At 65.4% G+C, this 25324-nt stretch carries 29 protein-coding genes; 17 read left to right on the top strand and 12 right to left on the bottom strand.

Features of this window, described 5'->3' with window-relative positions; all coding sequences use genetic code 11:
• Positions 1-183: 183 nt before the first annotated feature.
• Both ACNFJ7_RS08830 and ACNFJ7_RS08825 read left to right on the top strand, forming a co-directional pair.
• Positions 184-1830, top strand: a complete 1647-nt coding sequence (locus tag ACNFJ7_RS08830) for a catalase (protein WP_037513774.1) — start codon at positions 184-186, stop codon at positions 1828-1830.
• Between the two features lie 63 nt (positions 1831-1893).
• Positions 1894-2463, top strand: a complete 570-nt coding sequence (locus ACNFJ7_RS08825) for an ankyrin repeat domain-containing protein (RefSeq protein ID WP_019370215.1) — start codon at positions 1894-1896, stop codon at positions 2461-2463.
• A gap of 80 nt (positions 2464-2543) precedes the next feature.
• Here ACNFJ7_RS08825 and ACNFJ7_RS08820 read toward each other — a convergent pair whose 3' ends face one another.
• The gene (locus tag ACNFJ7_RS08820) at positions 2544-3266 is read right to left on the bottom strand and encodes a GcrA family cell cycle regulator (RefSeq protein WP_419724209.1); all 723 of its coding nucleotides are present in this window, start codon (positions 3264-3266) and stop codon (positions 2544-2546) included.
• A 52-nt stretch (positions 3267-3318) separates the two neighbouring features.
• Here ACNFJ7_RS08820 and ACNFJ7_RS08815 point away from each other — a divergent pair, with 52 nt between their 5' ends.
• The 4 genes from ACNFJ7_RS08815 to argF all read left to right on the top strand — a co-directional run bounded on the left by ACNFJ7_RS08815 (position 3319) and on the right by argF (position 8064).
• A complete protein-coding gene (locus ACNFJ7_RS08815; RefSeq protein WP_019371055.1) occupies positions 3319-4158 on the top strand; it encodes an ABC transporter permease in 840 nt (279 codons plus the stop codon).
• 103 nt (positions 4159-4261) lie between these two features.
• On the top strand, positions 4262-5665 hold the full coding sequence (locus ACNFJ7_RS08810) for a patatin-like phospholipase family protein (RefSeq protein ID WP_236704497.1): 1404 nt from the start codon (positions 4262-4264) through the stop codon (positions 5663-5665).
• Positions 5666-5798: 133 nt separating this feature from the next.
• A complete protein-coding gene (locus tag ACNFJ7_RS08805) occupies positions 5799-6995 on the top strand; it encodes an aspartate aminotransferase family protein (protein WP_019371057.1) in 1197 nt (398 codons plus the stop codon).
• A gap of 151 nt (positions 6996-7146) precedes the next feature.
• Positions 7147-8064, top strand: a complete 918-nt coding sequence (argF, locus tag ACNFJ7_RS08800; RefSeq protein ID WP_019371058.1) for an ornithine carbamoyltransferase — start codon at positions 7147-7149, stop codon at positions 8062-8064.
• Between the two features lie 135 nt (positions 8065-8199).
• Here argF and ACNFJ7_RS08795 read toward each other — a convergent pair whose 3' ends face one another.
• Positions 8200-8961, bottom strand: a complete 762-nt coding sequence (locus ACNFJ7_RS08795) for a hypothetical protein (RefSeq protein WP_019371059.1) — start codon at positions 8959-8961, stop codon at positions 8200-8202.
• 73 nt (positions 8962-9034) lie between these two features.
• Positions 9035-9397 carry a hypothetical protein gene (locus tag ACNFJ7_RS08790; RefSeq protein WP_152997863.1) on the bottom strand — a complete coding sequence of 121 codons (363 nt, stop codon included), beginning with the start codon at positions 9395-9397 and terminating at the stop codon, positions 9035-9037.
• A 781-nt stretch (positions 9398-10178) separates the two neighbouring features.
• Between ACNFJ7_RS08790 and ACNFJ7_RS08785 the strand changes: the two genes are divergently transcribed.
• The 4 genes from ACNFJ7_RS08785 to queE all read left to right on the top strand — a co-directional run bounded on the left by ACNFJ7_RS08785 (position 10179) and on the right by queE (position 13086).
• Positions 10179-11105 (top strand): Hsp33 family molecular chaperone HslO, encoded by a 927-nt coding sequence (locus ACNFJ7_RS08785; protein ID WP_019371061.1) that lies wholly within the window; start codon positions 10179-10181, stop codon positions 11103-11105.
• Positions 11106-11184: 79 nt separating this feature from the next.
• Positions 11185-11616 carry a hypothetical protein gene (locus ACNFJ7_RS08780; protein WP_236704498.1) on the top strand — a complete coding sequence of 144 codons (432 nt, stop codon included), beginning with the start codon at positions 11185-11187 and terminating at the stop codon, positions 11614-11616.
• Between the two features lie 148 nt (positions 11617-11764).
• Positions 11765-12457 (top strand): 7-cyano-7-deazaguanine synthase QueC, encoded by a 693-nt coding sequence (gene queC, locus ACNFJ7_RS08775; RefSeq protein WP_019371063.1) that lies wholly within the window; start codon positions 11765-11767, stop codon positions 12455-12457.
• The gene (gene queE, locus ACNFJ7_RS08770; RefSeq protein WP_019371064.1) at positions 12454-13086 is read left to right on the top strand and encodes a 7-carboxy-7-deazaguanine synthase; all 633 of its coding nucleotides are present in this window, start codon (positions 12454-12456) and stop codon (positions 13084-13086) included. The genes queC and queE overlap by 4 nt, the downstream gene beginning before the upstream one ends.
• A 38-nt stretch (positions 13087-13124) precedes the next feature.
• Here queE and ACNFJ7_RS08765 read toward each other — a convergent pair whose 3' ends face one another.
• The 3 genes from ACNFJ7_RS08765 to lipB form a co-directional block, all read right to left on the bottom strand.
• A complete protein-coding gene (locus ACNFJ7_RS08765) occupies positions 13125-13805 on the bottom strand; it encodes a hypothetical protein (protein ID WP_019371065.1) in 681 nt (226 codons plus the stop codon).
• A 177-nt stretch (positions 13806-13982) separates the two neighbouring features.
• A complete protein-coding gene (locus ACNFJ7_RS08760; RefSeq protein ID WP_019371066.1) occupies positions 13983-14207 on the bottom strand; it encodes a hypothetical protein in 225 nt (74 codons plus the stop codon).
• Between the two features lie 104 nt (positions 14208-14311).
• Positions 14312-14956, bottom strand: coding sequence for a lipoyl(octanoyl) transferase LipB (gene lipB / locus ACNFJ7_RS08755; RefSeq protein WP_019371067.1), 645 nt, complete (start codon positions 14954-14956; stop codon positions 14312-14314).
• Positions 14957-15054: 98 nt separating this feature from the next.
• Between lipB and ACNFJ7_RS08750 the strand changes: the two genes are divergently transcribed.
• Both ACNFJ7_RS08750 and ACNFJ7_RS08745 read left to right on the top strand, forming a co-directional pair.
• Positions 15055-15885, top strand: a complete 831-nt coding sequence (locus ACNFJ7_RS08750) for a hypothetical protein (protein WP_019371068.1) — start codon at positions 15055-15057, stop codon at positions 15883-15885.
• Positions 15882-16634, top strand: coding sequence for a hypothetical protein (locus ACNFJ7_RS08745; RefSeq protein WP_236704499.1), 753 nt, complete (start codon positions 15882-15884; stop codon positions 16632-16634). The genes ACNFJ7_RS08750 and ACNFJ7_RS08745 overlap by 4 nt, the downstream gene beginning before the upstream one ends.
• Here ACNFJ7_RS08745 and ACNFJ7_RS08740 read toward each other — a convergent pair.
• From ACNFJ7_RS08740 to ACNFJ7_RS08730, 3 genes are read right to left on the bottom strand one after another with little or no spacing between them, the layout of a single operon-like run.
• The gene (locus ACNFJ7_RS08740) at positions 16601-17197 is read right to left on the bottom strand and encodes a GNAT family N-acetyltransferase (protein ID WP_019371070.1); all 597 of its coding nucleotides are present in this window, start codon (positions 17195-17197) and stop codon (positions 16601-16603) included. The genes ACNFJ7_RS08745 and ACNFJ7_RS08740 overlap by 34 nt on opposite strands.
• Before the next feature lies 1 nt (position 17198).
• Complete coding sequence (hemF, locus tag ACNFJ7_RS08735; RefSeq protein WP_173644884.1) at positions 17199-18032, bottom strand: oxygen-dependent coproporphyrinogen oxidase; 834 nt, start codon at positions 18030-18032, stop codon at positions 17199-17201.
• A gap of 5 nt (positions 18033-18037) precedes the next feature.
• Entirely contained in the window at positions 18038-18487 is a 450-nt protein-coding gene (locus ACNFJ7_RS08730) for a tRNA (cytidine(34)-2'-O)-methyltransferase (protein ID WP_019371072.1), read from the bottom strand.
• A gap of 215 nt (positions 18488-18702) precedes the next feature.
• Between ACNFJ7_RS08730 and petA the strand changes: the two genes are divergently transcribed.
• From petA to ACNFJ7_RS08705, 5 genes are all read left to right on the top strand, one after another.
• Positions 18703-19287 carry a ubiquinol-cytochrome c reductase iron-sulfur subunit gene (gene petA, locus ACNFJ7_RS08725; RefSeq protein WP_026009390.1) on the top strand — a complete coding sequence of 195 codons (585 nt, stop codon included), beginning with the start codon at positions 18703-18705 and terminating at the stop codon, positions 19285-19287.
• A gap of 12 nt (positions 19288-19299) precedes the next feature.
• Positions 19300-20589, top strand: a complete 1290-nt coding sequence (locus tag ACNFJ7_RS08720; protein WP_026009391.1) for a cytochrome b — start codon at positions 19300-19302, stop codon at positions 20587-20589.
• A 14-nt stretch (positions 20590-20603) separates the two neighbouring features.
• Entirely contained in the window at positions 20604-21440 is an 837-nt protein-coding gene (locus tag ACNFJ7_RS08715; protein WP_058805457.1) for a cytochrome c1, read from the top strand.
• Positions 21440-21982: an adenine phosphoribosyltransferase gene (locus ACNFJ7_RS08710; protein WP_026009392.1), complete on the top strand. Its 543-nt coding sequence runs from the start codon at positions 21440-21442 to the stop codon at positions 21980-21982. The genes ACNFJ7_RS08715 and ACNFJ7_RS08710 overlap by 1 nt, the downstream gene beginning before the upstream one ends.
• Positions 21983-22187: 205 nt before the next feature.
• Positions 22188-22517, top strand: a complete 330-nt coding sequence (locus ACNFJ7_RS08705; RefSeq protein ID WP_037514194.1) for a hypothetical protein — start codon at positions 22188-22190, stop codon at positions 22515-22517.
• A 91-nt stretch (positions 22518-22608) separates the two neighbouring features.
• Here ACNFJ7_RS08705 and ACNFJ7_RS08700 read toward each other — a convergent pair whose 3' ends face one another.
• The 3 genes from ACNFJ7_RS08700 to ACNFJ7_RS08690 form a co-directional block, all read right to left on the bottom strand.
• Positions 22609-23130, bottom strand: coding sequence for a GNAT family N-acetyltransferase (locus tag ACNFJ7_RS08700; RefSeq protein WP_019371077.1), 522 nt, complete (start codon positions 23128-23130; stop codon positions 22609-22611).
• Between the two features lie 700 nt (positions 23131-23830).
• Positions 23831-24106 carry a hypothetical protein gene (locus ACNFJ7_RS08695; protein WP_019371078.1) on the bottom strand — a complete coding sequence of 92 codons (276 nt, stop codon included), beginning with the start codon at positions 24104-24106 and terminating at the stop codon, positions 23831-23833.
• Positions 24107-24851: 745 nt separating this feature from the next.
• Positions 24852-25304 (bottom strand): MaoC family dehydratase, encoded by a 453-nt coding sequence (locus ACNFJ7_RS08690; RefSeq protein ID WP_019371080.1) that lies wholly within the window; start codon positions 25302-25304, stop codon positions 24852-24854.
• Between the last annotated feature and the right edge of the window lie 20 nt (positions 25305-25324).

The following is a 25324-nucleotide window of genomic DNA, read 5'->3' as shown; positions in this document are numbered from 1 at the left end:
GAACGTATAGGGGGTGCGGGCCACACCGCGCAAGGCGGCCTCGGTGCGCGCCATGTTGAGCGGCTGCCTCGATTTCTGTGAACGCGTCTTTGCGTTTCACCTGCGCATCGTTGCAGCTTCATATGCGCAGGCCTGGCGATGCGGTGCACCATGGCGCCGCCGCCACCAAAAGGGAGTTTCCAAATGCTTCGTTCCACCCGGAGCGGCGCGGCGATGGCCGCGTTGCTTAGCGGCGCCGTGCTGCCCGCCGCCGCGCTTGCCCAGACCGAGACCCAGGTTTCGAGCCGCATGTCCACCGGTGCCGCGCCGGTCAGCGCCCAGGCCGATACCCCGATCCAGGCCGAAACCGGCGCCGCGCCGGTGCTCACGCGCGACAACGGCGCGCCAGTGGGCGAGAATCGCCATTCCAAGGCGGCAGGCGATCTCGGCCCGGTGCTGCTCGAGGATTCGCACCTGATCGAGAAGCTGGCCCGCTTCGATCGTGAGCGCACGCCCGAGCGCGTCGTCCATGCTCGCGGCACCGGCGCGCACGGCGTGTTCCGCGCCACCGCCGACATCACTGATCTGACCAAGGCCTCGCTGTTCCAGCCGGGCAAGGAAACCCCGGTGTTCGTGCGCTTTTCCAGCGTGATCCACGGCAAGGACAGCCCGGAATGGCTGCGCGATCCGCGCGGCTTCGCGACGAAATTCTATACCGAACAGGGCAACTGGGATCTGGTGGGCAACAATCTGCCGATCTTCTTCATCCGCGATGCGATGCAGTTCCCGGATATGGTGCATTCGCTGAAGCCCGATCCCGTCACCAACCGTCAGGATCCCAATCGCTTCTTCGATTTCTTCTCGGCCACGCCCGAATCGACCAACATGCTCACCCAGCTCTATTCGAACCTGGGCACCCCGGCCTCGTACCGCACGATGGACGGCAACGGCGTCCACGCCTTCAAGCTGGTGAATGCGAAGGGCGAGACGGTGTTCGCCAAGTTCCGCTGGATCAGCCGCCAGGGCGTTCGCAACCTCACCGCCGCCCAAGCGGGCGCGCAGGCGTTCGATTATCACACCCACGATCTCTACAACGAGATCGCCAAGGGCAATTACCCGAGCTGGGATCTGATGGTGCAGGTGATGCGTGCCGACGATTTCGCCAAGCTCGACTACAACCCGTTCGACGATACCAAGGAATGGCTGGGCGTGCCCTTCCGCAAGATCGGCGAGATGACGCTGAACAAGGTGCCGGACAATTTCTTTGAATGGACCGAACAGTCCGCCTTCGCGCCATCGAACATGGTGCCGGGGATCGAGGCGTCGCCCGATCGCATGCTGCAGGGCCGCCTGTTCAGCTATGCCGATACCCAGCGCTACCGGATCGGCGCCAACGCACTGGCGCTGCCGGTGAACCGCCCGCGCGTGACGGTGGTGAACAACAGCCAGGACGGGCAGCTCAACGCCTCGGGCCGCAGTGCGCGGGTCAACTATTTCCCGGCGGCGCTGGCACCCAAGACCACTCCGGCCGAAGCCGGCGCCTCCACCTATGCCATCGATGCCACGGTCGCGGCCCGGCCGATCGCGAAGACCAACAATTTCGCCCAGGCCGGGCTGTTCTATCGCGCGTTGCCGGCGGCGGAGAAGGCAGACCTGATCAAGAACCTGTCGGGTGATCTTGGCAAGGTCGTTTCGCCGCGCACGCGCACGATCATGGTCAGCTATTTCTACCAGGCCGACAAGGACTATGGCAGCCGGCTCGCCAAGGCGGTGAACGTGCCGATGGCGGAGGTGGAAAAGGCCGTCGCGGAATATCGGGCGGCGCACCCTGAACAGTCCGCCGCCAACTGAGGTCCCCCCGGAGACCCGGGTCGGCACGAGCCGGCCCGGGCTTTCGCGTACCCGGAGGAAGCAATGCCTATCTTTTCACTTCTCCTGGTCGGCGTCGCATTGTTCGCGTCGCCGATCGTCGCGGCCCAGACTGCTGCCCCCGATCTGCCCTCGCCCGAACGCCGGCAGACGCTGTTGTTCGAAGCCGCTCGCGCCGGCCGCGCCGATCTGGTGCCGGCGCTGGTGCAGATGGGCGCAGACCCCAATGCCCGCGATTCGCGCGGTTTCACCCCCGTGATCCTCGCTGCCTATAACGGCCAGGCGGCAGCGCTGGAGGCGCTGATCGCGGCCGGTGCCGATCCGTGCCTCGCCGATGGCGGGCAGGGCAACACCGCGCAGATGGGCGTAGCCTTCAAGGGGGACGACGCGATCGCCGCGCGGCTGCTCAAGGCCGGCTGCGACGTCAATGCCCGCAACAAGGCGGGGCAGACCGCGCTGATGATGGCCGCGCTGTTCGGGCGCGCTGCGCAGGTGGACCTGCTGCTCGCGGCCGGCGCCGATCCGGCCTTGGCCGATGCCACCGGCCGCACCGCCGCCGGTGTCGCCGCCGCCCAGGGCAACACGGCGCTCGCGGCCCGGCTCGAACACCGCTGAATTCGGCGATCCGGATACAGAAAAGGGCCCGTTCCGGTGGGAACGGGCCCTTTTCCATGGGCGTGTGGTTGTGGTGCGGATCAGCGCGCGCGGGGCGTGCCGCCGAACGGCATGGCCGGGGGCGTGCGGCGATCGCGGCGGGGCAGCTGTGCCTGATAGGCGTGGCCGCAATGCTCGACGCAATAGGGGAAGCCCGGGTTCACCTTGTCGCCACAAAAGTGGAAGTCCGGCTCGCCGGGATGGCCGAGCGGCCATTTGCAGATCTTGTCGTTCAGGTCGAGCAGCGTCGCCTTGCCGGCGATCGCGTCGCTGGGTTTGGCGGGCACCAGCCGGCGCGGCGGTGCCGGTGTGCTCGGCGGTGCCTGCTCGCCGGGATTCTGGCGGATGAAGCCGCCGGGGCCGACCGAGCGGAGCACCGGCTGCGGCGTCCGCGGCGTCTCGGCATCGGTAGCGGGGGCGGCTGCAGCCGGGGCGGGCGGCGCGGTGGGCGCCGGTGCCGCCGGGCGGGGGGCCGGGGCGGGCGCTTCGGCCTGGACGCGCGGCGCCGCAGGGGCCGGCGCGGGCTTGGGCGCGGGCGCCGGCTTGGGCTCGGCCGCGGGCGCGGCCGCGGCGGCGGCGGCGGCCGCGGCCTTGGCTTCGTTGGCCTTTACCGGCGAGGGGCGCGACGGCAGGCCCAGGCGATGCGCCTTGCCGATCACCGCGTTGCGCGAAACGCCGCCCAGTTCCTCGGCGATCTGGGTGGCGGTCAGGCCGCTGTCCCACATCTTCTTCAGCGTTTCGATACGCTCGTCGGTCCAGCTCACTTTGGTTCCTTCGTCTTGCGGGCGGCGGCGTCAGCGGGTACGCGATCGCGCCATGAGCAGCCACCCCGAAATCGGTTCACAGCTTCCCGAGCCGGGCGTTCCGGTGATTCGCAACGTCAACTGGGGAGGCTTGCGCACCCTCTATATCAAGGAGGTGCGCCGTTTCTTCAAGGTGCAGCTCCAGACGGTGTGGGCGCCAGCCGTCACCACGCTGCTGTATCTGGTGATCTTTACCGTCGCGCTCGGCGGAAATGGCCGGGTGGTGGTGCTCGATGGCCGCGCCGTTCCCTATGCCGATTTCATTGCCCCCGGCCTGATCGTGATGGGCATGCTGCAGAACGCCTTCGCCAATGCCAGCTTCTCGCTGCTGGTCGGCAAGATCCAGGGCACCATCGTCGATTATCTGATGCCGCCCTTGTCCACGGGCGAGATGCTGGCGGCGCTGGCCGGCGGTGCGGTGACGCGGGCGTTCTGCGTCGGCGGCACGGTGTGGTTGGCAATGGCGCTGTGGGGCGTGCACGTCATGCCCGCGCATCTCTGGGCGGTGCTGTGGTTCGGCTTCCTGGGCTCGCTGTTCCTGGCGCTGATGGGCGTGCTCACCTCGATCTGGGCGGAAAAGTTCGATCATGCCGCGGCGATCACCAACTTCGTCGTGGCGCCGCTGTCGCTGCTGTCGGGCACCTTCTACTCCGTCGACAATCTCTCGCCGGTGTTCCGCGCGATCAGCCATGCCAACCCCTTCTTCTATATCATCTCCGGCTTCCGCTACGGCTTCCTCGGCGTGGCCGATTCGCCGGTCCTGCTGGGCACCGGCGTGATCCTGACGCTCAACGTAGCGCTGGCGCTGTTCTGCTACGGGCTGTTGCGCCGCGGCTGGAAGATCAAGAGCTGAGCCGGCAAAGCAAAAGCGTCGTTACGAATTCCAAACGAAATCGTGCATAAGACCATGGCGAAAGACTTCGCGGGGGCGGAGTCGCAACGTCATGGGGGAAATCATGCGATTGCTGCGTTCGCTGGTGCTGCTTGCCGCGGCGGGACTTTCCGTCGCCGGCTGTAGCCAGCCCCGGCCCAAGCCGATTCTCGGCTGCAACTATCAGGTCGTGCCGCTCACCGTCGGACCGCGCTGGCGCCAGGCGCCGCTGCGGCTCGATGCGGTGGCAGGCGCCGCCTCGGTGCAGGACGGGACCAGCGCCCGCCTGGGCGCGCTGCTCAGCGAGCGCCGCAGGATCCGCCAGCCGCTGCTCGGCGCCGAAGCCGCCAAGGGCGAGCCAGCATCCGATCAGTTCCTCGCACTGAGCGGCGGCGGCCAGCACGGCGCGTTCGGCGCGGGCTTCTTCTACGGCATGGCAAAGCTGCCCAGCTGGGACATCGTCACCGGCGTCAGCACCGGTTCGCTGCAGAGCACCCTCTTGTTCCTCGCCAACCAGCCGGTGCCGGCGGACCGCACCGACTATAGCTGGGTCGATGGCCCGATGTCCGGGCAGGACGGCGCCACCGGGCTGGTGGTGAAGCCGGGCACGTCGAACGTCGGCGATCTCGTGCTTGCCTATTCGATCGCCGAGGAAGCCGATCTGATGCGCAAGCGCGCCGGCGGTGCTGCGATGGGCGTGGTGCTCAAGGGCTCCACCGCCAGCTTCGGCCCGCTGCGGGCGCGGCTGCTCAAGGTGATGACGCCCGGCACGCTGCGCGCCGTCGGTCGCGAATGGCGCGACCAGAAGCGCCAGCTGTTCGTAGGGGTAAGCAACCTCGACGACGGCGAAGGCTATGGCATCGACATGACCGAGCTCGCCGCCCGCGCGCTCGATACCGACTCGCCTGCCGAGCTGGCGCGCCTCCAGGGCTGCTATGTCGATGCGATGCTCGCTTCCTCCTCCGTCCCGCCCGGCGTGCCGCCGATCACGCTGCAGACCGCGAAGGCCACCCAGATGTACATGGATGGCGGCGCCCGCTTCGGCATGTTCCTCGAACCGGTGATGGCCGCGATCAAGGGCGCCGGCGGCGAGGGCAGGGGCCACATCATGCTCATGGTCAACACGACGATGGACGTGGGCAGCTGGAGCGGCACCGGCCAGCCGATGCAGCGCTGGTCGGCCGTCACCGCCGCGCTGCGCGCCGTCGACCTGATGGAAACGCAGGTCTACCGCTTCTCGGCTGCCAGCGTCGAGCAGCTGGGCATCGCCAAGGGCGGGCTGGACATGGCCTTTCTCAGCAACGCCGACATCCCCGGCGGCGAGCGGCCAGACGACCATGTCTTCAATGGCAAGACCTGCGCGGCCTGGCAGGCGATCGACGCCAAGGCGAAGCCGCTGCAATTCTATCCCTGGTACATGGCGTGCACCGCCGATTACGGCCGTTCGCGCGGCGCCGCGCAGCAATGGAACCACAGCGTGGCGCGGTAGCACGAACGGCACGGTTGACCTGCGGCCCCATGCCGCCGTAGAGACGCGACTGGGCGGCCGGGGATAGGCCGCCCTTTTGCGTTTCTGGAGTTCCATCCACCCTTTTTCGTTTTGTTCAGGAGGTACAGTTCCCATGACCATCACCCCGCTCATGCCCGTCTACCCGCGGTGCGATGTGCGGCCGGTGCGAGGCGAGGGCTGCTACCTGATCGGCGAACGAGGGGAGCGCTATCTCGATTTCGCCGCCGGTATCGCCGTCAACGCGCTGGGCCATGGCCACCCGCATCTGGTGAAGGCGATCGCCGATCAGGCGGCCACGCTGATGCACGTGTCGAACCTGTACGGCAGCCCCCAGGGCGAGGCGCTGGCGCAGCGCATCGTCGACAACAGCTTCGCCGATACGGTGTTCTTCACCAATTCGGGCGCCGAGGCGATCGAGTGCGCGATCAAGACCGCGCGCCGCTATCACCATGTGAACGGCAACCCGCAGCGCCACAAGCTGATCACCTTCAAGAACGCCTTCCACGGCCGCACCATGGGCGCGATCTCGGCGACCGATCAGGCGAAGATGCGTGACGGCTTCGAGCCGCTGGCGCCGGGCTTCGACTATGTCGCGTTCAACGATCTCGAGGGCGCGCTCGCCAAGATCGACGGCGAGACCGCCGGCTTCCTGGTCGAAACCGTGCAGGGCGAAGGCGGCATCAGCGCCGGCACGCCGCAATTCATCCAGGGCCTGCGCAAGGCCGCGGACGCGCACGGCCTGCTGCTGGTGCTGGACGAAGTCCAGTGCGGCTATGGTCGCAGCGGCAAGATGTGGGCGTACGAGCATTACGGCATCACGCCGGACATCCTCGCCTCGGCCAAGGGCATCGGCGGCGGCTTCCCGCTCGGCGCCTGCCTCGCCACCGAGGAAGCGGCCAAGGGCATGGTGTTCGGCACGCACGGCTCCACCTATGGCGGCAACCCGCTCGCCATGGCGGCGGGCGAAGCAGTGCTCGACGTGATGCTCGCGGACGGGTTCCTCGAAAACGTCACCAAGATGGGCGATCGGCTGCGCAGTTCGCTCGAACAGCTGCTCCCCAACCACGATCACCTGTTCGAGGAAGTTCGCGGCCTTGGCCTGATGCTCGGCATCAAGCTGAAGCCCGAGGCGGAGGCGCGCAGCTTCGTCGCGCATCTGCGCGATCATCACGGGCTGCTCACCGTGGCGGCGGGCGAGAATGTCGTCCGTATTCTGCCGCCGCTGGTGATCGAGGAAAGCCATATCGCCGAGGCAATCGAGAAGCTCAGCGCCGGCGCGCGCAGCTTCGCCACGGCGGCTGCGGCCTGAGGACTGAACCGATCCTCCCCGGGACGGGGAGGGGGACCATGCGAAGCATGGTGGAGGGGGTTCTCCGCAAAGGGCGTCGCTGGTGGAGACCCCCCTCCACTCCGACGCTCCGCGTCGCGGTCCCCCTTCCCGTGCCGGGGAGGATTTGGAAATGACCCGCCACTTTATCGATCTCACCGATGCCGGACCGGATGCCATCGCGGCGATGCTGAACGACGCGATGGCGCGCAAGGCCGCCCGTGCTGGCTGGCCCAAGGGCAAGCCGGATGCCGACGCGCCGCTCGCCGGCCATGTCCTGGCGATGATCTTCGAGAAGAACTCCACCCGCACCCGCGTCTCCTTCGACATGGCGATCCGCCAGCTCGGCGGCACCAGCATCGTGATGGACGCCGGCTCGATGCAGCTCGGCCGCGGCGAAAGCATTGCCGATACCGCGCGCGTCCTCTCGGGCTATGTCGACGCGATCATGATCCGCACCGACGATCACCAGAAGGTGCTCGACATGGCGAAGTACGCGACGGTGCCGGTGATCAACGGCCTGACGGACGCGTCGCACCCCTGCCAGATCATGGCCGACCTGCTGACCATCCTCGAAAGCGGCAAGGCGCTGCCGGGCCTCAAGGTCGCGTGGCTGGGCGACGGCAACAACGTGCTCGCCTCGATCATGGAGGCCGGCGGGCTGATGCAGTTCGACGTCGTCGCCGCTTGCCCGCAGGGCTATCAGCCGAGCGATGCCGATGTCGCCCGTGGGCGTGGCCGTGCCCGTGTGGTCGGCACCGCGCGCGAGGCGGTGGAAGGCGCGGACATCATCGTCACCGATACCTGGATCTCGATGGGCCAGGCCCATGCCGAGACCAAGCTCAAGGCGATGATGCCGTTCCAGGTGGACGAGGCGCTGATGGCCGCCGCCAAGCCCGACGCCCGCTTCCTCCACTGCCTGCCCGCGCATCGCGGCGAGGAAGTGACCGACGCGGTGATCGACGGGCCCCAGTCGCTGATCTGGCCCGAGGCGGAGAACCGCCTCCACGCGCAGAAGTCCGTCCTGCGCTGGTGCTTCGGGCAGCTATAAAGATCCTCCCCTGCCAGGGGGCGGTGTCAGGCGCAGCCTGACGGAGGGGGAGGGAGCCTGTCGGTGGGCGGGCCGCCATCCGCCCCTCCGTCGCCTCCCCTTGGCGGGGGAGGATCATCTGATGTGCGACTACGCTCAGATCCCCGCCAGTGCGCTCACCGCGCCGACGTCGGCGATCGGCAGCGCGCCTACCGCTTGGTCCACCGTCGCCAGTGCCTGCTCGCCGGAGCGCCGATCGTCGTCATCGTCCCTGCGCTCCTTTCGCCGCAGTGCCGCCTTGAGCGCACGGGCAAGGTCCCGCACCTCGTTCTTGAAATCCTCATCGGCCTTGTCCCGGGCGGTTTGCGCAGCACTTTTGCCCCCGTCGGACGTGCCCAGGCCGGGCGCGGCCCCGTCGGGCTTGGCATCTGCCTTGTCGCCGCCCGCCGCGTCCTTCGTCGGAGTCTCGGTGCTCTCGGCCGGGACGGAACCCTGCGCGTTCCCCTCCATGCCCTCGACCGGACCGGCACTCGCGGCCGGCGCGCCTGCATCCGCCGCCCCGCCCAGATCGCCCGCATTGCCCCCGGCGCTGACATAGCTCTTCACCGCCCCGGCAAGCTCGCGCGCGATCTGTGCGGCGGCCTTGGCGAGCTTCTTCGGATCGCCCGCATAGAGCATCTTCAGCGCCTGCAGCCGTGCCTTGAGCTGCTTCACCTTCTCGGCGGCGCGGGCCTTTTCGTCGTCCTTGCTCCGCGTCTTCACCATGGCCAGCGTGGCGACGGCGTCCCTCGCCGACTGCAGCTTGCGCGCGGCCATTTCCTCCTTCTTGGAGGGCGGTGCGGCGGGTGCGAGGCCACCGTTGCCGCGCGGCTGCACGGACGCGGCGAGCGCGGCGAAGGAGAGCGCGGAAAGCTTCATACCTGCTTCATAGCATGCCGATGGCGGCGCGGTGCGGCTTGGCCCTATCCCTTTGCCGTCCGCTCCATTCCCGTCATGGATCACGACGATGTTTGCGTGCCAGTCTGTCCGCTACGCAGGCGGAAAGCTCGGGCTTTGCCCTCCTGCCCTTCAAGGCGCAGTCCTGGATCAGGTCGCAGATGGCGGCCACGGCATCGCGATCCTGCTGCGCGTCACGCGGGATGCAAGCGGTCATCAAAGCGCCCCGCAATCGATAATCCACCTTTATGGGCTGCAACCGCGTGCCGGTCACCACGATCTCCTCTCCCGCAGCTTCGCTGGTGGTTTGCATGGGCGCGGCGGCAATGGCGTGAAGCGCTGCCGCGAGTGCCGCGAGTGCCGCGAGTCCAGCGCGGAAAATGATGGTACCCAGCGGGTTCTCGACTAGCATCGACACGGTGCCTCGATCCTGTCCGGAGCACGCGGTGGCATAACGCTGCCATTCGGGCACCCAGCCTATACTCGCTCCGCTCCGGGTTTCCGCGCGGCTTTATGTGCGTTGCGCCAGGGATCGGACGGGCTTGCAAACTATAGCATGTTCCATATATGTTCTCTCGCCTCGCGGCGGAGGTGCGCTCTTTGCCATCGTTAGACCCCATCTATGGTCTGCTCAATCAGCAGGTCGCAATAACGGGCCGATGGTGACCGTATCCGCCCCAAAGTCGGATTCCCGAAGCTGTGCTCGTTTCTCGTCCGGAGGGGAGCGTCGAAGAAAGCATCATTCCCGCAGTCGCGCAGCGTCCGATCACCTCCCATTGTACGACATTTCATCTCGCGGCGTGAACGGGTGCGGCGCCTGCTCCCACCAAAGCACGGTGACTTCGGCTATGTCACAAGCCTAAACTTCCTAAACTTTATCCCTGTCGCAACCTGTCACAAGTCTCAACTTCCCGAAGCCGGCGTGACCGAGGAACGCCGGCGGCAGGCCTAAACTTCCTAAACTTCGCGGCGCTTTGAAAACCGTCACAGGCCTAAACTTCCTAAACTTCACCGCCACTGCCAGAACCTGTCGGGCGCCTAAACTTCCTAAACTTAACCACTCTCCGGCGTCCCGCGGCCCAACATTGTTTCCGGCAACGGAACGCCTATCTACGCCGTCGAACCCAGAAAATGCGTTCGCCCGAACGCGTGGAGTCAGCCCGACTTCTCGCGGCCGAGCCGAATGCCGGAGACGACCAGTGACCCATCCCGTTCCCGCCGCCGATCTCGATCGCGTGACCGGCTTTGCCATTCCCGAGCGCCATGTCCGCGGCCGCGTCGCGCGGCTTGGGCCGGTCTTGAACGACATCCTCTCGGCCCATGCCTATCCGGCGCCGATCGAGAAGCTGCTGGCCGAGGCGCTGACGCTCACTGCGCTGCTCGGCAGCACGCTCAAGGATGCCGAGGGGCAGATGACGCTGCAGGCGCAGACCCAGCGCGGCATCGTCAGCCTGATGGTGTGCGACTATAAGAATGGCGAGCTGCGCGGCTATGTGCAGTTCGATGCGCTGCGGCTCAGCCAGCTCGGCAAGAATCCGTCGCTCAAGTCGCTGTTCAACGGCGGCTATCTGGCGGTAACGTTCGATCAGGCGCTCACCAAGGAACGCTACCAGGGCATCGTGCCGCTGGAAGGCGCTTCGATTGCCGAGGCGGCGCAGAACTATTTCTTCCAGTCGGAACAGATCCCGACGCTGGTTCGCCTCGGCGTGCACAAGGACAAGGCGAGCGGCAAGATCGTCGCCGGCGGCCTGTTCCTCCAGCATCTGCCGGAGGGCGAGGTGGGCCGCGAGCGCTTGCATGTGCGGCTCGATCATCCCGAATGGCAGCATGTCGAGGCGCTGGGCGGCACGATGGGCGCCGACGAACTGGCCGATCCCGCAATCCCGCTGGAAGGGCTGGTCTGGCGGCTGTTCAACGAGGAAGCCGAAGTCCGCATGCTTGCCGGGCATGATCTGTCGCGTGGCTGTCGCTGCGGGGCGGACTATATTCAGCAAGTGCTCGCCAAGTTCCCCGAAGAGGAGCGGGCGGCGATGGCTGACGAGGGTGGCGTGATCAAGGTCGATTGCGCCTTCTGTTCGAAGCAGTTCCCGGTGGCACTTGCGGATTTCGTTCCGCCGGCGTTGTAAAGTTGCAATTCCCCTATGATATGTCGAACGGGGGCGGCGCTGTGGGAGCGGCGCCGCCTTCGGAACGGAGTTTGAACGGGTGAGCAGAGGGTTTGTCTGGATGCGTCTGGCGGCAGTCGTCGGGCTCGGTCTGGTGACGGCGGGTGCGGCGGCGCAGCAGCGGCCGGGTGCGGCGGCCAATGTGCGGGGTGCGGATGTGCCCGCGGTCAACGTGGTGCAGCCGGGCAAGTGGCTGCTGCGCGATGCGGACGGCAACGAACGGCCGATGTGTCTGCGCGATCCCTATCAGATTCTGCGGCCCAGCCATGCCACGGCGGTGTGCCAACGCGTCTTGCTGGAAAGCGCCGCGAGCCGCGCGACCGTGCGCAACGTCTGTGCTGGCCATGGCACCATGCTTACCCGCATCACCGTCGATACCCCGCGCCAGGTCAGCTTGGACGTCCAGGGCGTGATCGACGGTCAGCCCTTCTCGGAAACCTACGAGGCCCGGCGTGTCGGGGAATGTTCCTGAAGCGCATGGTTACCATTTGTTAAGCTTTGCGCGGTTATAAGGGTGGCGTTCCGGAAAGACGCTCTTTCCGGCGATGGTTTTCCCATTTCTATCCTTTCCGGGCCGTCCCTTCGGGGGCGGCCATTTTTTTGCCGGCGAGACGTCCTAAATGGCGCCGATGACTCACAGCATCGCCATCGCCCTGGTTTCGGGCGGACTTGATTCGATGGTGTCGGCCGCGCGGGCTCGCGAGGACGGCCACCGCCTGCTTGCGCTTTCGATCGACTACAACCAGCGCCACAAGGTGGAGCTGGATGCCGCTGCCAGAATCGCCGCCATGCTCGGCGCAGAGCGACACGTCGTCCTGCCGCTCGATCTGCGCGCGTTCGGCGGCTCGGCGCTTACCGCCGATATCGATGTGCCGAAGGGCGGTGTCGGCAGCGACATTCCGGTCACCTATGTTCCGGCACGCAACACCATCTTCCTCAGCCTCGCACTCGGCTGGGCCGAGGCGGCGGGGGCGCGGGACCTGTATATCGGCGTGAACGCGCTCGATTATTCGGGCTATCCCGATTGCCGGCCGGAATTCATCGCCGGCTTCGAGAAGCTCGCCGAACTGGCTACCAAGGCCGGCGTGGAAGGCCAGCCGTTCCGCATCCAGGCGCCGCTCCAGCATATGAGCAAGGCCGACATCGTCCGCGAAGCAGCGCGGCTGGGGCTGGATGCCGGGCTCAGCTGGTCCTGCTACGATCCGACGCCCCAGGGATTGCATTGCGGCCTGTGCGACAGCTGTCGGCTGCGCTCGCGGGGCTTTGTCGAGGCGGGGCTGCCAGATCCGACCCGGTACGCCGCCCAGCCATGAGCTATGCGGTCAAGGAGATGTTCCTAACCCTGCAGGGCGAAGGGGTGAATGTCGGCGCGCGGGCGGTGTTCGTGCGCTTCGCCGGGTGCAATCTATGGTCGGGTCGCGAGGTCGACCGGGCGTCGGCGGTATGCCGGTTCTGCGACACCGACTTCGTCGGCATCGACGGGGTGGGCGGGGGGCGCTTCGCCGATGCGACCGCGCTGGCCGATGCGGCGGAAGGGCATTGGGGTCCGGACCGCGCCGCGCGCTTCGTGGTGCTGACCGGCGGCGAACCAATGTTGCAGATCGATGATTCGTTGGTCGAGGCGCTACACGCCCGCGGCTTCCGCATCGCCATCGAGACCAACGGCACGCTGCCGGTGCACCCGGGCATCGACTGGGTCTGCGTCAGCCCCAAGGCGGGCAGCACGGTGGTGCAGCAACGGGGCGACGAGCTCAAGCTGGTCTGGCCGCAGCCCGGTACCGATCTCGAAGCGATCGAGGGCTGGGACTTCGATCATTTTTTGGTGCAGCCGATGGACGACGCCGAAGCCGAAGCGAACAAGGCCGCGGCGATCGCGCTGGCAATGGCGCGACCCCGCTGGCGGCTGAGCCTGCAGACGCACAAGTTGCTGGGCCTGCGCTGATAGGGCGGGGAAGCAGGGCGCTCCCCCGTTCCTCGGGGTCAGCGGGTGAGGGGCCCGCACTTGCGCGAATAATATTCACCCTTGCGCCAGCACTTGTCGTTGCCGAACGGCGGTAGCGGGCGCTGGGACGGCAGGCTGAGCGCGACGCGGCGACTGCGGAAATATTGCTCTCCCCAGGCAGCGAGGCTCGCCCGCAGTTCGCGCATCCGCTCAATCGCGACATCCCCCAGCCTGCCCCGCGGCGCGAACACCGCGTCCCTGCCGATTACGGCAGCCGTCTGGCAGAAAGATAGCTGGCCAGAGACGGTGGAGAAACTCGAATAGACTCGCGTTCCGAACCGATCGAGCTCGATCTGCCCGATCTTCGCCGTCTTGGCCTTTCTAATAAAATATTTCTCAAGCGTTCCGTAGGATTGTCGAAGTTCGACTTCGTGGTCGTCCAGCAGTGCATTATAGTTTTCGAGCGTCATCAACGTCGGCTCGAATTGGCACTGCAGCGCAGCGACGTTCAGGGCGGCGCGAAGGTTCCACACCAAGGCGGCGCGGAGCTCCGCCGGGGTTGCGCCCGGCAGCCCAGGGCCGATGATCCCGGGTTCTTCACCGGTAACCGGTGCACCCGCCAGATCGACGGGCTGAAGGAAAAACTGGGCCGAGGCAGGTGCCGAAAGACAGAACCCCGCCAAGGCCGCGATGCCGAAACTGATACGACGAACGAGCATCCCGCCCTCATGGTTATTCTAAACCATGCTCGTTAGGGCGTTTCGATTCGTCGCCCAAGCCCCTTTTTGCCGTTCGCCGGATTATGCGACGGATGGATGCCGCTTCTGCACAGATATGTAAAAAGGGCCGCCCGGTTTCCCGAACGGCCCTTTTAGAAACACGCCGAAGCGCGATGATTACATCGCGTTGGTGGTGTTCTCAGCGGCCATGCCGTTGTCGACAACACCGTTGTCCATCATGCCGGCGTCAACGTTGGTCACCATCGCGTCGGTGGTGTTCTCGGCAACGACGTCGGTGGTGTTGGTGACGTTGGTGCTCTCGTTGTTGGTGCACGCCGAGGCCAGGAGGGCCGCACCGGCGATCATCGAACCAGCAACGATCTTCGAAAGGACTGCACGCATGTAAATAGCTCCCTAGATAGTGGATTTGGACGACGGTTTACGCCGCTAATACCCAAACCGTGATGGACATTAGACGGTTCGAGGGACACCCTCAAGTCTCGAATTTATCCCGCGCCAGCCAGAGCGTCTAAAAACGGCAAAAATGTGGCGCTCAGCGCCGCGTCGAAGCGTTCCGTCGCAATCGGCTTTCCCAGCGCAGCGGCGCTAGTGACGGGGAATTCCGCGATCCCGCAAGGCACGATGCCCGTGAAATGGCTCAGATCGGGATCGAGATTGATCGCGAACCCGTGCAGCGTCACCCATTGGCGAATCCGTACGCCGATCGCGCCGATCTTCGCTTCCACGCCGCGATCGAAAGTCCAAATGCCTATGCGGCCCGGCGCGCGGAACGCCTCGATATCGCATTCGCCGAGAGCCGCGATTACCCAACCTTCGATCGCATGCACATAGTTGCGCACGTCCCGTCTGCGTTCGCGCAGGTCCAGCACGACATAGCCGATCCGCTGGCCCGGCCCATGATAGGTGTAACGGCCACCCCGCCCGGTGCGGTGGACGGGAAATCGCTGGTCCAGCATCTCGGCGGGGTCGGCGCTGGTGCCGGCAGTGTAGACTGGGGGATGTTCGAGCAGCCAGACCAGCTCGCGCGCCTCGCCCGCCGTGACGGCCGCGGCGCGGGCCTCCATCGCCGCCAGCGCCTCGGCGTAATCGAGGGGCTGCGGTTCCACCCGCCATTCGATCGTCTCGTCCATGATTGCGCGATTGCGCCGAACCGCGGGCCAAGGCAAGCCATTGGCAACCGCCCGGGGGACAGGTAACAGGCGGAGCCTTGAAGCAAGGATTTGGCCACATGGCGAAGATGGGAGCTGTCTGGGATCGGACGGCGGAGTTTCTGGGCGACAGGGCAGGAGCCCTGGTTCCGCTCGCGCTGTTCGCCCTAGCCGTTCCTGCCGGGATCAGCGCCAATCTGTCGGCCTTGGCCGGGACTGGCGGAGTCGCGCGCGGTGTTGCACTGGTCGTTCAACTGCTCTTGTGGCTCGTCTCGATGTGGGGATCGCTTGCAGTGACGGCGCTGGCGATCGGCGCCGGCGGCGTCAGCGAAGCGGGGCAGGTCGCCCGGCGCCGCCTGCTTGCCACCCTGATCGTGGCGCTGACGCTCGGCATCGCCGCCGCCGTGCTGGGCATGCCGATGGTGGTGATGCTGGTTGCCGCAGGATATGATCTGAATGCGATTGGCCAACCCAATGCATCGATGCAGGTCGATCCGGCAACGGCGATGCGGGTTGGCGCCTACTCTCTGCTATGGCTCGTCATCATTCTCGTGCTGTTCGTGCGGCTGGTGGTCGTCAATCCGGTGCTGCTGCGGGAAGGCGGGCTGTTCGGATCGCTGGGCCGGTCGTGGCAGCTGACCCGCCGGCACACTTTCCGTATTGTCGGCGTACTGATCCTGCTGCTCGTGGTGGCCAGTGTCTGCCAACTTGCCGCGCAGGCGGTGTTCGGCAGCGTGCTAGCACTTGTGCTGGGCGGCGGTTCGGGCATTTCACTGGCGACAGTGCTCACATCGCTCGTCGTCGCGGCGGTGCAGTCGGTCTTCATGGTGGTGTTCGCCGCCTTCCAAGGGAAGCTTTACGTCGCGCTCGCCGGAGACACGGAGCAGCCGGACCTGCATCCCGCCGCATGATGACCCTCCGCTTTCCAGCTCTTTTCGCCGACGCCGGCGCGCTGTGGCGTGCCGAACGGACGTTGCTGCTCCCGCTCGCCGGCATGTTCTTCTTGGTACCGATGCTCGGCATCATTCTGCTGATCGCCGCGAGCGCGCCGCCGCTCGACGTGCCGGCGGATCAAGCCGCTGCGGCGCTGCAGGAATTTTACCAACGCTTCGGTCAGACCAACATCGTGCCGCTCGCGCTGGCAAATGCCGGAATCGATTTCGGGATTTTCGCCATCCTGAACCTGTATCTGCAGGGTGAAGGGCGCACATTGGGCGGCGTGCTGTTGCACACGCTGCGCAGCCTGTTCCCGTTCCTGGTGCTGGAGCTGCTCGTCGGCTTCGCTTTCTCCCTTGGCATTTCGCTGTTCATTGTGCCGGGCTTGTTCGTGTTTGCACGCACCTGGTTGGCGGCGCCTGCGCTTGCCGCCAACCCGAAGGCTGGGCTTACCGGCGCCTTGCGCGAAGGCTGGGTGCGCAGCCGCGGCTCTGCCGGATTTATTTTGCTCGCCGTCGCTGCCGTCGTGTTCGTCGGCGGACTCGGTGTCATGGCGATCGGCAGCGTGGTGGTGGGCCTAGTCGCGGGACTGTTCGGCGGCGGCGGCGTCGCGGAAACGCTCAGCTTCCTGCTGATCTCGATGGTGGGCGCGGGGATATGGACGGCGCTAACGCTGCTCCGGCTTGCCGCCTATCGCGCCACCGGGACCAGGCAGGGAATGTGAGGCGCCGCCTCGGCCGGCAGGATGCCGGCGGAGCGCGGATCGGCAAATGTCTCGATCGTCCGCTGATAGGGTAAGAAGCCGTGTCGGCGGTAAAAGCCCAGCGCCGCCGGGTGATCGAGCGTGCAGGTATGCACCCAGACGCGTGTCACGTCCTTGCGCCAGGCCAGCGCCAGCGCATGCCCCATCAGCCAGTTGCCATGGCCCTTGCCGGTGATTTCCGGCACAAGCCCCACGAACGAGAGCTCGCAGGTTCCGGTGCTGCGATAATCCAGCTCGAGCATGCCCACTTCCACGCCCGCGCGATCGACCACAGCATGGACCATAACGGCCGAATCGTCGAGGATCCGGCGGAGCGCGGCTTCCTCCATCACCAGCCGCGAGAACCACAGCCAGGGCGTACCCACCCGGCGGAACAGCGCGCGATACTTGTCGCTGTCCGGCGCCGGCCAATGGACCAGCCGGAAAGGCGATAAAGGCAACGGGCGGGGTCGCGGACGCTCCCGCATCTCCAGCGCGGTGACGATCGTGGCGATCTGATCGTTGGCGACCGGCAACAACCCCATCTCAGCTCCAGGCTGCCATCGGCGGAAGGCTCATCAGGATCGCGTCGACATTGCCGCCGGTCTTCAGGCCGAACAATGTGCCGCGGTCATAGATCAGGTTGAACTCCGCATAGCGGCCCCGCCATTCGAGCTGGCGCTGGCGATCAGCCTCATCGAAAACTTCATGCATCCGCCGACGGACGAGGCGCGGGAATACGTCCAGAAACGCACTGCCGACATCCTGGGTGAAAGCGAAGTCCGATTCCCAGTCGCCTTCGAGATGGTCGTAGAAGATGCCGCCCACGCCGCGATGCACCTGGCGGTGGGGAATGTAGAAATACTCGTCCGCCCATGCCTTGAAGCGCGGATAATAGGCGGGATCATGGGCGTCGCACGCTGCTTGCAGGCGCGCGTGGAATTCGACGGTGTCCTCGTCTCGCGGCAGCGGCGGGTTGAGATCGGCGCCGCCGCCGAACCAGCGTTTGGTGGTGGTGAGGAAGCGCGTGTTCATGTGCACGGCGGGAACGTGCGGATTGGCCATGTGTGCGACGAGGCTGATGCCGGTGGCGAAGAAGCTGGGATCTTCCCCTGCGCCGTGGATTGTCTTGGCGAAATCGCCTTCGAACGCCCCACCGACGGTAGAGACGTTCACCCCGACTTTCTCGAAAACGCGGCCCTTCATGACACCGCGCACGCCACCGCCGCCTGGCGCGCCGCTCGAATCGAGGCGGTCCCATGGCAGATAGGTGAAGGTGGCGTCCGATCCGGCCTCGCGCTCGATCGCTTCGAATTCGGCGCAGATCGAATCGCGTAGGCTTTCAAACCAAGCGCGGGCGCGCTGTTGTTGCTCGTCCATGGCGATCACTGCGGGAATCCTTCTGTCTGGCGTAATGCCTCGGCGAGCCCGATGCCCGTTGCAACTGCGAGGTTCAAGGAGCGCAGTTCCGCTCGGATCGGGATTCGCACGCCGAGATCGGCGCGGGCATGGACATGGTCGGGCACACCGCTGCTTTCGGAGCCGAACAGCAGCGTGTCGCCCGGCTCGAAGCGGGCTTGCGGTAGGCGGATCCCTCCTCGCGTGGTGAACAGCACCAGCCGGGCAGGGACCTGCGCTTCGAACGCTTCCCAGTCGGCATGGCGCACCACCTCCGACGCAGTGTCATAGTCCATCGCCGCGCGTTTGCGGGCACGATCGCCCCAGGGAAAACCCATAGGCTCGATCAGATCGACGGCGGCGCCGAGGCAGGCGGCGAGGCGCAAAATCGTGCCCACATTCCCGGCGATTTCAGGCTGAAACAGGGCGATACGCATCAAGGCCGCTCAAGTCATTTTGCAGTGCAACATTATGGCGTTGCGAGGAGTGGATCGAACAAGAAATGAAAATCCCTGTTGGCAAAGCTGCTTCGTGCCGTCTATCAAAACCAAGATAGCCACCGGAACCCCGGCCGGCACTGGGCTTCGTTTCGTCCGCGTTCCTCTCTCCGCGATGCAATCGCGGAAGTGTTTCGAAGTGCAAGGGCTAGAGCATGGCAACGTTTGAAGAAGGCGTTTCTCCCGAACAGACCGTAGGCCCTGGTGGCGAAATTTTGGAAAATCCCCGTCGTCGCGACTACCTGACCTATGCCGCCGTTTCGGTGGCCGCGGTGGGCGCTGGCGTGGTAGTACTGCCGCTGGTCAACTCGATGAACCCCTCGGCCGATGTGCTCGCACTTTCGACGACCGAGGTGAACCTCGCCGCGATTGAGCCGGGCCAGGCCATCAAGGCTAGCTTCCGCAAGCAGCCGCTGTTCGTGCGCAATTTGACGCCGAAGGAGATGGCGGAGGCCGATGCGGTGCCGGTTTCCAGTCTGCGCGATCCGCAGACGCTGGAGGAGCGGACCAAGGAAGGCCATAAGAACTGGCTGATTACGCTGGGCGTGTGTACCCATCTCGGTTGCGTGCCGCTGGGGGCAGGCGAGGGCGAGAATCGCGGCCCGTTCGGCGGCTATTTCTGTCCGTGTCATGGCTCTGCCTATGATACGGCAGGTCGCATCCGGCAGGGGCCGGCGCCGACGAATCTCGAAGTACCAGAATATAATTTCACGTCTGACACTGTCGTCGTGGTCGGGTGAGGAGGGACCTGGATGAGCTTTCCCTGGGCGCGCCATTACGAGCCGAAAAACCCGGTGATGAAATGGGTGGACGATCGGCTGCCACTGCCGCGGTTCGTCTATAACGCGATCGGCGCCGGGTATCCGGTGCCGCGCAACCTGAATTACTTCTGGAATTTCGGCATTCTCGCCGGACTTTCGCTGGTTATCCAGATCGTCACCGGCATCGTGCTGGCGATGCACTTCCACAGTTCGGCTGCCGGCGCCTTCGAATCGGTGAACGGCACGATCATGCGAGATGTGAACGCGGGCTGGTTCCTGCGCTTCGCCCACGCCAACGGCGCCAGCATGTTCTTCATCGTGGTATACATCCACATCTTCCGCGGCCTGCACTACGGTTCGTACAAGGCACCGCGCGAGATGGTGTGGCTGCTCGGCGTGGTCATCTTCCTGCTGATGATGGCCACGGCGTTCATGGGCTATGTGCTTCCCTGGGGGCAGATGAGCTTCTGGGGCGCGCAGGTGATCACCGGTTTCTTCTCGGCGATACCCGTTGTGGGCGACTGGATCCGCATCTGGCTGCTCGGCGGTTATGCGCCGGATGACGCTGCACTCAATCGCTTCTTCTCGCTCCACTATCTGCTGCCATTCGTGATCGCGGGTGTAATCATCCTGCACATCTGGGCGTTGCACATTCCCGGCTCGAGCAACCCGACCGGCGTGGAAGTGAAGGGCGAGCAGGATACCGTGCCGTTCCACCCCTATTACACCGCCAAGGACGGCTTCGGGGTGGGCGTGTTCCTGATCCTGTTTTCGATCCTGATCTTCTTCTATCCGGATTATCTGGGCCACCCGGACAATTACATCCCGGCGAACCCGCTCTCCACGCCTGCGCACATCGTTCCCGAATGGTATTTCTGGCCGTTCTACGCGATCCTGCGCGCTTTTACCGCGGACTTCATCATCCCGGCGAAGCTTTGGGGCGTGCTGGCGATGTTCGGATCGATCCTGCTGCTGTTCTTCCTGCCATGGCTCGATCGGTCGCCGGTGCGTTCGGCCAACTACCGGCCGATGTACCGCATCGCCTTCTGGGTGCTGGTTGCGGACGTGCTGATCCTGGGATGGTGCGGTGGCTCGCCGGCGGAACCCTTCTATGTGATCACGAGCCAGATCGCCTCGGCCTATTATTTCGCGCACTTCCTGATCATCGTGCCGATCATCTCGCGGATCGAAACGCCGCGGCCGCTGCCCAACTCGATCACCGAAGCGGTGCTGAAGGGTGAGGGCGGATCGCGCATCACTGCCACCGCGGCGACGGCGTAAGGGGGCCGGGGACCATGACGTCGATCTTTCAACGCTCGATCAAGTTCCTGATTGGTGCCGGCTTCGTGTTCGTGCTGCTGCTGGCGCTTGTCGGCAGCATCACCGGCCTGATCAACGAACCGCCGCAGGAAACGGCGGAGCATGCGCTGCACAAGCATCCCAAGGAGCTGGAGCTCGCCTCCAACGGCCCGCTGGGCAAGTTCGAACTGGGCCAGCTGCAGCGTGGCTTCAAGGTTTACAAAGAAGTTTGCGCCGCCTGCCACTCTCTAAACCTCGTCGCGTTCCGCAACCTGAAGGACCTGGGCTATAGCGACGCGCAGGTGAAGAAGATCGCCAAGGAGTGGATGGTCAAGCAGCCGGCCTTCGACGAGAAGGCGGGCACCTGGGGCGAGCGGGACAACCTGCCGTCCGATCGTTTCCCCAAAGTCTTCTATGCCGGTACCGGCAATCCGCCGGACCTGAGCCTGATGGCCAAGGCGCGGCACGATGGTGCAGCCTATGTCTACTCGCTGCTGACCGGCTATGGCGAGAAGCCTGATCCGGCCAAGGCGGCGAAGTTCCCCGACGTGGCGAAGACGCCGGAGGGCATGTACTTCAACCCGTATTTCGCCAACCTCAACATCTCCATGCCGCCGCCGCTGACCAGCGAAGGGCAGGTGCAATATGATGACGGCACCCGCGCGACCGTCGATCAGATGGCCAAGGACGTGAGCGCCTTCCTAGTCTGGACGGCGGAGCCGACGCTCCAGAAGCGGCACCAGGCCGGCGTAGCGGTCGTGATCTTCTTGCTGTTTGCCACGGGGCTCGCCTATGGCGCGTACCTCACTGTGTGGCGCGGCATGAAGCACTGATGGACCTGAACCAGAACGACGATATTCGCAGTCGCATCCGGACGATCCCCGACTTCCCGAAGCCGGGGATCCAGTTCCGCGACATCACAACGCTGCTGCTCGATGCCGAAGGGCTGAAGCTGACGATCGAGCGCATGGCGGCGCAGGTGCAATGGCCGGTAGACCTCGTCGCCGGCATCGAAGCGCGCGGGTTCCTGTTCGCGTCGGCGCTGGCGATGCAACTGGAGGCCGGCGTGCTGCTGGTTCGCAAGGACGGCAAGCTGCCGGGCGCGACCATCGCCGAAGACTATGCACTCGAATATGGCACCGATCGCATCGCCATCCATGCCGATGCCTGTGCGCCGGGTGCTCGCGTGCTTCTGGTTGACGACCTGATCGCCACAGGCGGCACCGCGCGCGCGGCCGTGCGGTTGCTGCACAAGGCGGGCGCCGAGGTGGTGCAGGCGTCTTTCGTGGTCGACTTGCCAGATCTCGGCGGCGCGGATGCGCTTCGCAGCGACGGGGTGACCGTATCGGCGCTGGTGGCGTTCGCCGGGCACTGAGCGGCGCCAGCGCCACCATGGGGCGCCGCGTCGGCGTTCACGACGCATCGAACGGGGCGACCACCACCGAGATGTGTATCGCGAGCGGTAGCGATCGCCGGCTACGGTGCGGAACCTCCACCACCATTCGCGCGATTTTCGCTCCCTGAGGCGCGGTCTGCGGGTGTCCCGCCCGATCGTGGCTCCAGTGATAAGGAGCGTATCGATGCGATTGGCCTGGAAACCGTTGATCGGCGCAGCGCTGCTGGGCGCCGCTGCCACGCTGGGCGCATGCACCGGCGGCGGCTATGGCAGATCAGGCGTGGCGGTGGGGTATAATAGCGGCTGGGGCAACCCCTATTGGGGTTGGTACGACAACTATTACTACCCCGGCACGGGCGCCTATGTGTACGACCGGTATCGCCATCGCCGCGCGTGGAACGATGTCCAGCGCGGCTATTGGCTGCAGCGCCGAAACGACTGGCGCGGCGAGCGGCGCTGGCGCAACAACTGGCGCGATTTCCGCGGGCGGCCGGGCATTCGGCGCCCGCGCTGAGCTGCTTTAGCGAAGGCTCACGGACAGGGATCTGTCGTATCCCTGTCCCCTCCACCGAAGCCGGAACCTCGTCGCCTCTCCGGGCCTGGTCTTACCCTACGCCGATCTCACGCCGCATCCAGCGCGCGTCCGCACCATAGCGGGCCACTTTGGCCGCCAACGCCGGTGAGGTCGCAGCCTCGACAAAGCCCAGGTGCCGCCAAAAGGGGGCAGCGCCTTCCACGGCGATCAGTTCGGCCGTGCAAATGCCGTCTTGAGCGGCTTGCTGCACGGCCCGTTCGACCAAGTCGCGCCCGACGCCGGAACCGCGGCCCGAGCCGGAAACCGCGAGATCGTGAACGAACAGCACGTCCTGGGCAGCGGCGGGCGGCAAAAGGGTGCCGACCGCCGGCGGCGCCTCCCGCGCCCAGCCATGCGCCAGCAGATACGCGATCAGCACATCGCCGCGAAACGCGCCCAGGCAATAGGATGCGGCGATGCTGAGCCGCGTGGCGAACGCCGCCGCGTCCTCTCGCAGAAACGCGGGATAGCATTCCGCCTGAATCGCAAGCGCCGCCGGCAAATCCGAACGTGCAAGCGGGCGGACGACAAGGTTCGACAGGGGCTGGTGCATTCCGAACGGGTATCGGAGCCTGCGCGTGCATGCCAGTCTATCCCGCGGCCGGCGTCAGGCGGCTCTCGAGTCGCAAATGGCCGTGCTGCGGCTGACATCGCGATGCATTGCGGGCGCCGCTTCGGCTTTTGCCGGGTGGCGAACCCATCAACGTGTCGCCCCTTCGACGCGGGCGTGAACGTCGGGCCTGCTGGGGAGGACCCGGCGTGGTGGCCATCGACCGAAGTTTAGGAAGTTTAGGTGTTCGCGGGTTTTGCCGGGTCGGCGTGGAGGGACGAAGTTTAGGAAGTTTAGGCGTTCGCGGGTTCTGCCGGGCCGGCGTGGAGGGACGAAGTTTAGGAAGTTTAGGCGTTCGCGGGTTTTGCCGGGTCGGCGTGGAGGGACGAAGTTTAGGAAGTTTAGGCGTTCGCGGGTTTTGCCGGGTCGGCGTGGAGGGACGAAGTTTAGGAAGTTTAGGCGTTCGCGGGTTCTGCCGGGCCGGCGTGGAGGGGCGAAGTTTAGGAAGTTTAGGCGCGTGGAGATTCTGCGCGTCCGGCTCGCCGACGCACAGGTCGATACCGCCACGCGTTTCTCTCCGCGCGCAAAAGGGCGTTACCAAACAGGTTCAAAGAGCGGCCGACGGAAAGCGACGACATGGTACATATGGGGAACATTGCGGCGGGCTCAAGGTTGGATCGCCGCGAATGGAACATGTTGGTGGCTAGCTGCCATTCGCCAGCGAGAGCTTGGCGCTTACCAACGCATCGCCAATTGTTTCGAACAGACCCTCCCGGGGTTCTGCCTGTATCTGCCAGAAGGGTTCCCAGTGTGCGCCGCAGGGAAATGGCACATTATCGGGGTGCCACTCATCGTTCGCTTCGTAGCTTCGCACCCGCTCTTCAACAATTTGATAGCGGAGATCAGCTCGGTCGTAGATCGCGAGCCGCAGCATCGCGTCGGCGGAGAGTAGTTCGGCGTGACGATATCGCAGTTCCATCCCCCCACGATGCTCCGCAAGGGCCATGTCCGCAACTGCGGCGGGATCTGACATGACGCGTTAACCCTCCCCCGATTGCAAGCGGGAATGGGGGAAAGTGGTGGAGAGCGGACGTAGGTTAGTCTCCTAGCGTAAAGTTGACCCTGACGTGTGGCAGCCACTCGGGAAGCACCTCGCGCGATAGGTCAAGGCTTGCAAGTTGGCGCTCCGCCTCATCCGCATCGCCGTGGAATCCATACACGGTGGGGACATTGGGCCCCTTCACTGGTATGCCGCCGCACCACAACCCCGGTGCTGGAACCGGCCCGTTGAAGTGTTGGCCCCAGGCGTGATCTACCACCCAAAGCTCCCAGCCAAGCACTTCGACGCGATCCTCTCGGCACGCCGCGAGGAACGATGCCGCGTCCTCCGGCAGCACGCCAAGCTCGCCATTCCTCGCATGGAAAGCTCGCGAGCGGACGACGGGATCAAGTGAGGGTGGCCACAACATCAAAGCACTCTACTGCGAAGCTAAACGTCCGCTAGTGGGGCGAAAGCCGCTCTCAGCGGGTTCGTTGACCAGGAACATCCGCGCCTTTCCGAAACTCGCCGCAGCGACACAAGCGGTAACGCTGTCGCGTTGCCGCGCTCTACATGGTCCTCGACGGCAGATCCGTGGGCCCCAGATCGTCCGAGGCGACGGGCACACAAGGCGGGCTTGTGGAACTTGCGCCGGCAACCGATGCCAGGGCCAGCAGGAGCAGTTTCACCCCTGCGCCGGCCGTCGCCCGATCATTGCGTTGGCGATGAAGGTGAGAACCGGGGCGTCCTGCTGGTTGTAGGTCGTCATCCTGCTGCGGACGATGCCCATCTCCGGACGGCTCTGCGAGGCGCGGACTTCCAGGACTTCGGTTTCGCAGCGCAGCACGTCGCCGGGGAAGACGGGCTTCAGCCAGCGCAGTTCGTCGATGCCGGCGGCGCCCAGGCTGGCGACGGGCTCCGCTTCGTGATGCGCCACCAGCATCGCCATCGTCATTGCGTTGGTGTGCCAGCCGCTCGCCGCCAGGCGGCCGAAATGCGTCCGCGCGGCCGCTTCGTCGGAAAGGTGGAAGGGCTGCGGATCATATTTCCGGGCGAATTCCAGCACTTCTTCGCGCGTGACTTCGTAGCGGCCGAAGCTGGCGCGATCGCCTATCTGGATATCATCGAAATAGCGCATGGCGGTGAGTTTCGATTGAA

It is taken from the genome of Sphingomonas sp. HT-1 (assembly GCF_048568905.1).
GTDB lineage: Bacteria > Pseudomonadota > Alphaproteobacteria > Sphingomonadales > Sphingomonadaceae > Sphingomonas.
Note: the sequence above shows the minus strand (reverse complement) of the source record. Positions and strands in the feature narration are given on the sequence as shown.